Consider the following 9435-nt stretch of genomic DNA (forward strand, 5'->3'; position numbering starts at 1 on the left):
GTATAGAACAGTCCTTCAAATAATAAACATAAATTAACGGCCATCTCGCTTTTAGAGATGAAGTTTTAGAATGCAGAAAAAATCGTAGATATATATGCTGTCTGCCAGTCATTTCAGGCTTTTTATTAATCTGATCTTAATTTTCACTCAAGGAATAGTAATTGCGCAAAATGGAATGGGATGGTTCAATCCAATTCTTTTTTTGATGATTTTTGTTTATTTGAAACAAAAATCATCAAAAATTCACACGTTGTTCATAAAAAAAACTTTTCTTCTGATATTCTAATAATAAGTGAACTTTTCAAAAAATATGTACTTTATCTTACAAGGATGGTGATAAAAAATGTTGCCAATTGAACGAAAGCAACAAATTTTAACATGGCTTCAAGAAGAAGAAACACTTCGAATAGCAGAAATTAGTGAACGACTAGAAGTGTCAGAAATGACGGTTTACCGTGATGTTTCCTCATTGGTTAAGGAACAAAAAGTTCTCAAAACATCAAATGGGGTAACTTTAATTGACTTAGCAAAAGGTAATCCAAAAGGCTGTTCTTATTGCGCCAAACCTGTACAAAGTCGTTTAGCAGTTCAGCTTATTTTGACAAACCATCAGGTCGAACAAACATGTTGTATGCATTGTGGATTATTGCGTTATAACGAAATTGAATCAAGAATCTCTCAAATTATATGTCGCGATTTTTTAAAAGACACAACGATTAGTGCTAAGAGAGCCTATTTCTTAATGGAGACAAACGCTCATATGAATTGTTGTCAACCAGAAGTATTGGTCTTTGATTCACACAAACAAGCAAAGCAGTTTCAACAAGGATTTGGCGGACAACTCACTACATTTGAAAAAGCATTGATTGCCATTGAGAAAGCAATGAATGGGCATGGTTGTCACGACTCGCACTAAACGAAACATACAGATGATGGAGAGTGAATTTCATGAGCCAACAGAAACGAACGACAAAAGGTGACTGGTACAAAGCGGTTTGGAGATGGCATTTTTATGCGGGGATTTTATTCACCCCTATCTTTATCAGTTTAGCAATTAGTGGAGGAATCTATTTATTTAAACCTCAAATTGAAGCAGCGATGTATCAAGACTTATATGAAATCCCTTCACAAACGGCAAAACGCTTAGCGCCAAGTGCATTAGTGGAAGAAGTGACATCTGAAATGGATGGAGCTGTCGTTACGTCCATTCGACAGTTTGAAGAAGGAAATCGAACGACTGAAATTCGAGTGATGGATGAAGATGTAGCAAAAACGGTGTATGTCAATCCGTATGATGCGAAAATTGTTGKGGAAATGAAAGATGATGATTTGATTATGAATCAAATTGTTWAGATACATAGTGAGTTATTGGTTGGTGGATCCGTTGCTAATTTACTAGTTGAATTAGCTGCAGGGTGGGCGATCATCTTAATGATTACTGGACTATATGTATGGTGGCCTCGTGGAAAACCTTCAATATGGGGAACTGTATTACCACGTTTCCGCCAAAAAGGAAGACTATTATGGCGTGATATGCATGGAGTCACTGCTTTTTGGCTATYCGGTGCTATCTTGATCATTTTATTTTCGGGACTTGCTTGGTCGACTGTTTCAGGGGACATCATGAACCGAGTAGCTACATCAACAAACACAGGAAATGCTCCTTTTAGTACATCCTATGGTGAAAAACCTCCATCATCAATCAAAACAGATGAAATTGCTACAGATGTACCATGGGCAACTCAAAACTTGGAAGTTCCAACAACGGATATGAATGGGTTTGTTGCACTTTCGATTGATGAGATAAATGATATTGCTGTGAAAGAAGAAATTGCTAAGCCATATACTATTTCACTTCCGGCAGAAGAAACAGGTGTGTTCACAATCACATCTTCAAACGGACAAGTATTAGATGAAGCGACACTCCATGTTGATCCATATACAGGTTTTATTTTAAGTGATGCAAGATTTGCAGACTACGGCATCATGGCTAAAGCTATGACTGCAGGGATTTCGTTCCATGAAGGTAGATTATTTGGTGTAGTGAATCAAATTATTGGAACACTTGTGTGTCTAGGCATCATATTAATTGTGATAAGTTCATTCATCATGTGGAGAAATCGTAAGCCTGCTGCCAAGTCTGGCGCACCATCTAAAGTTGACAATCGCAAAGTAACACGTGTTGTATGGGGATTGATGATTGTCATGGGTATTCTAATGCCACTTGTTGGGATTAGCTTAATTGTTGTATTTATCTTTGATAAATTTATCCTTCCCTACATCCCGAAACTAAAAGACTGGCTACAGGCATAGGAGGAACACTGATGAAAATGACAATTCAAGTAATATTAGGATTAGGTTCAGCCCTTTTGTTATCAGGATGTACGTATGCCACTGATACAATGTCACAACCACCGGAGATTGACTGGACTGTGCCTGAATCAATTGATATAAATACACAAGTAGATATAATGATTTCACTTCACAGTTCCGATCAGGAAGAACTTAAACCAATCTCGTTTGTTTTGCAAAAACAAGGGCAGACGGAAACTATAGAAGTTCCGTTTGAACAAGATGATAAAGGGATTGTGAACATCCAAACGTCATTTGATGAAGAGGGAATATACAATTTACGGGCGAAGATGGAAACAGGCTCTCAAACAATTCAACCCACTCGTCAAATTGTCGTTGGTGAAGTAATGAGTACTGATAGGAAACAAGAAGAATCGCCTGAAGAAGGACATAGCCATCATCACTAATCAAATTTGAAGAACCTTGCAACATTTTATGGTTATTTCTATATTGAAACTATCAATTATCGGTGAGACCTATCAAAGTATATAAATAGAGGATGTAATACGTACCAACTACCACTACCAAAACAGGTAGTGGTTTTTTATTATCGTTCTTAGCCTCTTTCAAACAGCCTCTAACTTTAACGCACACGACTGCTCAAAGACTACATAAAAAAAGCCTGAAGTCACACCAGGCCTTCACTGATCAATATATTGAATTAACTTCTTAATCCCCTCTTTATCCATGCCTCACCAATTTTAACTACCTCAGTCGAAATCTTACCTGTAATCGCACACACATAAGTTTGACGATGTGGCTCAATGATTATTTGTGTATCATTAAAGGAAATATCAATCATATCGCCAACTTTTAATTGAAATTGATTAAATACAAAATTACAATTCACTTCCTTACCGTGATTCAGGAATAAAATTTATTCCGAATCCTCTATCAACTGGATCAAGTGATCAGCTACTTTTTCGATATTCACCCTTTTTTTACCCATCGCCATATCGTGATGGGCTCTTATTTGATCAGTTGAATCCACCACAAACATGGATGTGGAATGGGTAAGAAATCCATCTTGATTTTTTTTATAGGCAAAATTGAAGTATTGAGTAAATTTCTTGGTTTCTTCTTCCGTGCCTCTTAAAAATAACCAGTTGGGGCTCGAAATGTCAAAAGTATCTTTGTACTGTATAATTCTCTCTCTCGTATCGTTGGTCGGATCTAATGTCACAGCTACAATAAGATACTGATCATCAGATATTCCTTTGTCCTTCATTAATTGGTGCAAATCTTTCAAGTCCAACATGGTAGTCGGACAAATATCTGGACAGTTTGTATAGAAGAAAGTTACTAGTTTTGGTTTTTTGTTAATGGACGCGCCTTCTCCACTCACTTCAGTCAGTGCCCATTCCTTTACAGTGCCAATTTGAGGCAAATCGATTGACTTCGGCCATAAAAAGTTAAAAGCCATAAATCCGACAACCAATAACATTACAATGACAAATACTTTCATTAGGATCCCCCTTTATGCTCTTCACGAAAAGAGAGCATTTTACACCTTGATTGAATAACGAATGAAGTGACTGATGAGTGCATGAAGACAAGCAGTGAAAATAGCAAGACTATACATATTTTTTACAATCATTGCTTCCGACTCAATTGGGATATCGCACAGAGCTGGATTTTGTAGTACAACACCGAGCATCATTCCCATAATTCCTCCCAATGTGCCATTATAAATACCGTTTAAAGTAGCCGGGGCTTTTATTATTGCACCGAATTTCCAACCAATAAACAATCCGCCTAAGATAGGAAGGAGATAAAAATTTTTTTGATTGGCAGGAAGCAATAGTTCCAGGTAAAGTGCCAAGGCAAATGAAGATATCATAGTTATGGCCATACACATCGTCTTGGTAAATCGATCGTCAAATAATAAATGTTTCTTTTTAAAAATCCTGTAAACATAACCTGATTCAGTTAGATTCCAAATAAATAGCAATATGATGAGTAGCAAGGTTTACATCACGACCCTTTTAATTGAAATAAAAATAGTGAGTAAACTTAAAACAAAAAAGCCGTGAATGAACCACACAAACACGGATTCCATTTCTATAACTGTTCCGATCATCGGTGACATCAACCCAATGACGACTCCATTCGTTAAACCTGTCACAAACGTTTGGTAATCGAATAACAGTCCAAACAATGCTCCAGCCGTTAATCCTACCAATGTGGAAATAACAGTTATCCAAGTGAAATGAAAGGGATATTGTAGTATAAGTAATACACCGGATAGTAAAGCTGTCATCCCTCCCATTACAACGCTGATATTCATCCCTAATTGAAAATCGATAAGTTTCTTAATTTTTCTTAAATACATATAAAACCCAATAGCTATACATACATCCATATACATAAAAAGCAAAAACGCTATTTTAGTCATAGTCCCACCCCTTTACACAATATGAAGAGACTGATATCGACGAACATTGTCCATTTAAAGTTACAGTATTTCCTATAATTTGGTGACTCATTATGTTGCAAACCTCTTCTTCGTATTCCTAGTCTGAAGAATGCCCCCCATCGGCACGTGCGTACAAAATATAAAAAAAATCTTAAAACTAAATGTTTCAATAAAAAAAAGCCTGATTCGATTTCAGGCTTTTACTGATCCATATATTGAATTAACTTCTTGATTCCTTCTTTACTGATCCATGCCTCACCAATTTTAACTGCCTCAGTTGAAATCTTACCTGTAATCGCACACACATAGGATTGACGATGTGGCTCAATGATTATTTGTGTATCATTATAGGAAATATCAATCATATCGCCATCCTTTAATTGAAATCGATCTAAAATATCTTTCCGCAATAAGATTCGTCCTAATTTCCCAATACGTTTTGTCTGCAATCTCTACACACCTCACAATCAGGAGCTTCTCCTTCAGAAAGAACAATGTATCGGCAAGATGGAGTCATTGGCCGAAAGGCTTGAAGAGTATGGCATATTACGTAGTATCCCAGCTATTGTGGTAAACACAGCTGTCAGAATGATAGCAGAAATTGGAGACATTCGGAGGTTTGACAACAACAGACAACTGAATGCCTATTGATATTTGCGGTACCAATCCGGGAAATTTATAGCTAAAGATAAAATTAATAAACGCGGCAATAAGCACCTACGTAAAATTATGTATCGTTTACCTTCTCTTAACCATAACCAGATAAGATAGCCGCCACCTATTTCAGCAAGACCCGCCAGTATAATTAATGCTATTGATTAAATCATTTAGGTCACTTCCTACTTTAATTAATATAGCTATTATAACGTAACCTTTTTGGGTAAACTGCCACTTAGTTCAACAAAAAAGAGGCCTAATCCAAGTTCCGTGAACACTCGCAAAGATAATTAAACCACCACATAATTAAATAGACATTCGCGAAGGCGTAATCATAGTAAGGAAGACTCCTTCATGGTATGGAATCCAGCCAATCCAGTTGGCAAAGATGAAATAGAGAACCGTAATGAAGATAAAGTGAATCAGTGTTTGCAGTCAAAGAGCCAATCTTTTCATTTCTAATATCATGGCTGCTACTGCGAAAAACCAGCCACAAAGCAAGGAACCCCATGCATTTTTTACATACAAATCACCATCCAACGTGCTTTCATTACCAAAAACGACGATGCTCACATTGATAAACACCGAAAGAATGGCCCCTATTCCAATTCCGAACACACTTCTTTAAAAATGCTTTCAAGTTAACCCTCCTTTTCATTTTCAGTAATTCTTTGATTGCACTTACTTATGACGATAAGTATTCTTTTGCACCCGAAAGTGAACACACAGCGTGCCATTGAAAGATGCTTCAAATTTGCTCATTTCATAAATGTTGGAAATGACGAATTTCGAGATTCTTATAAATTGATGAGCATGCAAGGTATTCTCCAGTTCATACAATTTCTCTTTTACTTGGACAAATCCAGATACGGTCATTTGTTATTCCCACCATTCTTTTAGTACAGGATGAGATAACCTATAATGGATATAAAGAATTTTTTGGAGGAGGAGAGACATCAATTGACTACAATAGAAAGAAAAGCAAATTCTAAAAAAATAGCAAATTGGTCTCTCGGCATAATGGGTGCGGGATTCTTGGCTACCCTTCCGATTAACGATTCCATGGGTGGCAAGTTGTTGCAAGGAGGCTTTGAAGCAGGTCTTATAGGAGGCTTGGCCGATTGGTTTGCAGTAACAGCGTTATTTCGACATCCACTCAATATCCCGATCCCGCACACAGCACTCTTACCTAAAAACCGCGAACGAATCATTGGAACAATTTTACATGTATTAGAAAATGAATGGCTCACGAAAGAAAGTATTGTTAATAAAATTAAACACGTCCAAATTGCCCAATTGCTATTAGACAAAGTAGAGACGGAACTTCAAAGTAATGAAATGAAAAAGCAACTTCAAAAAGCCACTATATATCTAGCTAGTAATATGGATATAAACCCATTAAAGCCTCAATTGGAATTGTGGGCTAAAGACCTTATGAATAGCATCAAAACAGAATACGTGATCCAAAAAGCCATTGATAAAGCACTAGAAAATCAAATGGATGAAAGATTATATACAATGGCCCTTAAAGTGGTAGATAGCAAATTGTCTGACCAAAAGACAAGAGATGTAATTACTAAAATGATCACAAACGCAATTGAAAAAAATTCAGAGAACAAAATTTTCGGGTTCGCCTTAAAATCTTTAATGAATATGGCTAGTGGGAAAATGACAGAAATCATCGATGTTACAATTACGGACTTTCTAGAAGACTTAAATAGCGAAACCAGTGAAAACCGAAAAAAAATCATTGGATATATCCGAACTGAAATGGAACAAGTTAAAAACAACGAGTCCGTTATTCAACAAATCGAAACTATTAAACAGAGTTCAGTGAATGAATATGACATGAAACCATTATTTGAAACGCTAAATAAACGTATCCAAAACCTTTTGTTAACATACATTCAGCAAGAAAATTTCATAGAGGACATACTCTCGCCAATTATCAAAAAAGGAATTGCCAAATTGAAAGGACAATCGACGACCTTATTGAAATTAGACGTGTGGATAAAGGGGCAAATTCTTGATATTATCGAGCAAAATCACCAAAAAATCGGGCAATTAGTGAAAGATAATTTGGATAAAATGACAAACGATGAAATTACAGTCTTGCTTGAAAACAAGTTAGGAAATGACATCACATGGATCCGTGTGAATGGGGCATTATGCGGTTGCTTAATTGGACTAGCCCTAACTGGAATCAAACTAATCACAGGATAAATTCACACWCCGAATAATGCATTGGCGTTTTTTATCATCATAAAGCTTCTTCAATACTGGATAAGTGCCCTCCTCCAATAAAAAGAAATTTAGTCTAACGGAAACCCCATCTTGGGTTCTGATATATTTCTTTTATCATTGGACCCATTGCTAAAACTGGTACCCACTTTGTGAATGATAGAATTTTATTAAAACGCAACTATACTCAAAAAAACGAGCTCTTAGAATCTCTTCTAAGGCTCGTTTTCTGTCTAAAGATATATTTTAGTTGCCCCCAAAAAATCTTTAGTTATTTATAAAGCCGGAAGAAATCTCCCGGCTTTTTTCTTTTAATTATTCGCCTGTTCTAACAAAATGTTTCGTTCAATTCGTTCACTAATTTCAACATAAACGCGTAGGAATACAGCCTGTTATTCTTCATTAGTAACTTGGCTTTGGCAGGATCATAGAATCACAGTGACTACGTTTCACATGTGGGAATGTCATCTATTTTAAGAACGTCAACACCAAATAAATTGAAATAGATGGGAATTTCTCTAAAATAACACACTTCTTAAGGTCTTTAACCCTTAAAAATGGAGATTTTTATTTCCATTGGATGCCTTGGAAACGAATGGCTAATTTTTTGCTAGATTTTAAAGATAGACTAAGTGGCAGAGGAGGGAATAAAAAAATGAAAAAAGTGTTACTAAGTTTAACAATGGGAGCGATGGTGTTCTCATTAAGTCAAGCAACAACAGCAGAAGCATCATTTTCATCATATAAACCCACGTGCGAGACTAATAATGTTTCAGATTTTTCTACACGTACTCAAGCAAACCAGGTGGATTACTCGGCCTTAGAAAATCAAATGCTAGAAAAACTTTATGCACAACTTGAAACTGCAGGTTTATCACAAGCAGGAATCAAACAAGTTGCTCAGAAGCCAGCAGAAGTTTCTAAGCCTGCACCAGCAAAACCAGTTGCACAAAAACCAGCTACATCTACACCACAAGCTGTAGAAAAACCAGCTGCAGCAAAACCTGAAACTCAACAACCAGGGTCGATTTCAAACATAGAACAACAAGTTCTAACTTTGACGAATCAAGAACGTGCAAAAAGTGGTTTAAAACCACTTGCTACTGATGCGTTGTTAATGAATTCTGCTCGTGAAAAATCAGCAGATATGAGCAAGAACAACTATTTCTCTCATACTAGTCCAACACTAGGTTCACCGTTCGATCAAATGAARGCTAAAGGCATWCAATACAAAGCCGCAGCTGAAAACATCGCAATGGGTCAAAAAACGGCGGCAGAAGTCGTTAAAGGATGGATGGAATCACCAGGACATCGCGCTAATATCATGAATGGAAACTACACTCATATTGGTATTGGATACGATGCAAAAGGTAATTACTGGACACAACAATTCATTCAAAAATAAGAAGAGAAAAATAAAATAAGAAAAAACGGCCATCTCATTTTAGAGATGGCCGTTTTTTCTATGCCATTTTCTTTGTCGTTGGAGTTTAAATCACTCTTTCATTCCACAAACTTATTGGCATCCACCTTACGAATGTGAAGAAATTTCGAATTGTTCCTCTGCTGCTTCTTCTTAATCGTGAATCGTATATTTTAAACTTAAACAGCTAACAATGGAATTATGTATGGGAATGTATTCGTTCTTCCAAGAACGTTTTTTTATAAATAGAGGTGAATATTGAGCCTTTGACGGATTCAAACGCCAAAAATTATTAAGAAAAGCGGAAAGATTTGCAGTGGGTCTCCGTTTCTTTCTGATATCACAT

At 36.4% G+C, this 9435-nt stretch carries 11 protein-coding genes and 3 pseudogenes; 6 read left to right on the plus strand and 8 right to left on the minus strand.

What is annotated here, in order from left to right:
- Positions 1–343: 343 nt before the first annotated feature.
- From AC1DOS_RS15005 to AC1DOS_RS15015, 3 genes are read left to right on the plus strand one after another with little or no spacing between them, the layout of a single operon-like run.
- Positions 344–916: a DeoR family transcriptional regulator gene (locus AC1DOS_RS15005; protein WP_108587355.1), complete on the plus strand. Its 573-nt coding sequence runs from the start codon at positions 344–346 to the stop codon at positions 914–916.
- A 32-nt stretch (positions 917–948) separates the two neighbouring features.
- Positions 949–2313: a PepSY-associated TM helix domain-containing protein gene (locus tag AC1DOS_RS15010; RefSeq protein WP_477538147.1), complete on the plus strand. Its 1365-nt coding sequence runs from the start codon at positions 949–951 to the stop codon at positions 2311–2313.
- 11 nt (positions 2314–2324) lie between these two features.
- Positions 2325–2759: a hypothetical protein gene (locus AC1DOS_RS15015; protein WP_477538148.1), complete on the plus strand. Its 435-nt coding sequence runs from the start codon at positions 2325–2327 to the stop codon at positions 2757–2759.
- 470 nt (positions 2760–3229) lie between these two features.
- On the opposite strand, the gene AC1DOS_RS15020 is transcribed toward AC1DOS_RS15015, so the two are convergent.
- From AC1DOS_RS15020 to AC1DOS_RS15035, 4 genes are all read right to left on the minus strand, one after another.
- The gene (locus AC1DOS_RS15020; RefSeq protein ID WP_477538149.1) at positions 3230–3817 is read right to left on the minus strand and encodes an SCO family protein; all 588 of its coding nucleotides are present in this window, start codon (positions 3815–3817) and stop codon (positions 3230–3232) included.
- Positions 3818–3856: 39 nt separating this feature from the next.
- Positions 3857–4204: a hypothetical protein gene (locus AC1DOS_RS15025; RefSeq protein WP_233260532.1), complete on the minus strand. Its 348-nt coding sequence runs from the start codon at positions 4202–4204 to the stop codon at positions 3857–3859.
- Between the two features lie 117 nt (positions 4205–4321).
- Entirely contained in the window at positions 4322–4747 is a 426-nt protein-coding gene (locus AC1DOS_RS15030) for a hypothetical protein (RefSeq protein WP_477538150.1), read from the minus strand.
- A 221-nt stretch (positions 4748–4968) separates the two neighbouring features.
- Entirely contained in the window at positions 4969–5217 is a 249-nt protein-coding gene (locus AC1DOS_RS15035) for an AbrB/MazE/SpoVT family DNA-binding domain-containing protein (RefSeq protein WP_477538151.1), read from the minus strand.
- Between the two features lie 4 nt (positions 5218–5221).
- Between AC1DOS_RS15035 and AC1DOS_RS15040 the strand changes: the two are divergent.
- Positions 5222–5503: pseudogene (locus AC1DOS_RS15040) on the plus strand (IS110 family transposase); the annotation flags it as partial.
- Here the strand turns inward: AC1DOS_RS15040 and AC1DOS_RS15045 are convergent.
- The 3 genes and pseudogenes from AC1DOS_RS15045 to AC1DOS_RS15055 form a co-directional block, all read right to left on the minus strand.
- Positions 5500–5583 (minus strand): annotated as a pseudogene (locus AC1DOS_RS15045) (YnfA family protein); the annotation flags it as partial. The pseudogenes AC1DOS_RS15040 and AC1DOS_RS15045 sit on opposite strands and share 4 nt — an antisense overlap.
- Before the next feature lie 277 nt (positions 5584–5860).
- On the minus strand, positions 5861–6010 hold the full coding sequence (locus tag AC1DOS_RS15050; protein ID WP_477538152.1) for a hypothetical protein: 150 nt from the start codon (positions 6008–6010) through the stop codon (positions 5861–5863).
- A 96-nt stretch (positions 6011–6106) separates the two neighbouring features.
- Complete coding sequence (locus tag AC1DOS_RS15055) at positions 6107–6301, minus strand: LytTR family transcriptional regulator DNA-binding domain-containing protein (RefSeq protein ID WP_477538153.1); 195 nt, start codon at positions 6299–6301, stop codon at positions 6107–6109.
- A gap of 84 nt (positions 6302–6385) precedes the next feature.
- Between AC1DOS_RS15055 and AC1DOS_RS15060 the strand changes: the two genes are divergently transcribed.
- Positions 6386–7648, plus strand: coding sequence for a DUF445 domain-containing protein (locus AC1DOS_RS15060; protein WP_477538154.1), 1263 nt, complete (start codon positions 6386–6388; stop codon positions 7646–7648).
- Positions 7649–7748: 100 nt separating this feature from the next.
- Here the strand turns inward: AC1DOS_RS15060 and AC1DOS_RS15065 are convergent.
- Positions 7749–7847, minus strand: a pseudogene (locus AC1DOS_RS15065) (DUF4188 domain-containing protein); the annotation flags it as partial.
- A 474-nt stretch (positions 7848–8321) separates the two neighbouring features.
- On the opposite strand from AC1DOS_RS15065, the gene AC1DOS_RS15070 reads away from it, so the two are divergent.
- On the plus strand, positions 8322–9071 hold the full coding sequence (locus AC1DOS_RS15070; RefSeq protein ID WP_477538155.1) for a CAP domain-containing protein: 750 nt from the start codon (positions 8322–8324) through the stop codon (positions 9069–9071).
- The last annotated feature ends 364 nt before the right edge of the window (positions 9072–9435 follow it).

Source organism: Paenisporosarcina sp. P5_A11, from assembly GCF_056400705.1.

What these genes read in the sequence shown, in the direction of transcription:
- AC1DOS_RS15030 (WP_477538150.1), bottom strand. Translation starts at nt 4,747, where the DNA reads ATGACTAAAATAGCGTTTTTGCTTTTTATGTATATGGATGTATGTATA.
- AC1DOS_RS15005 (WP_108587355.1), top strand. Translation starts at nt 344, where the DNA reads ATGTTGCCAATTGAACGAAAGCAACAAATTTTAACATGGCTTCAAGAA.
- AC1DOS_RS15015 (WP_477538148.1), top strand. Translation starts at nt 2,325, where the DNA reads ATGAAAATGACAATTCAAGTAATATTAGGATTAGGTTCAGCCCTTTTG.
- AC1DOS_RS15055 (WP_477538153.1), bottom strand. Translation starts at nt 6,301, where the DNA reads ATGACCGTATCTGGATTTGTCCAAGTAAAAGAGAAATTGTATGAACTG.
- AC1DOS_RS15025 (WP_233260532.1), bottom strand. Translation starts at nt 4,204, where the DNA reads ATGGCCATAACTATGATATCTTCATTTGCCTTGGCACTTTACCTGGAA.
- AC1DOS_RS15020 (WP_477538149.1), bottom strand. Translation starts at nt 3,817, where the DNA reads ATGAAAGTATTTGTCATTGTAATGTTATTGGTTGTCGGATTTATGGCT.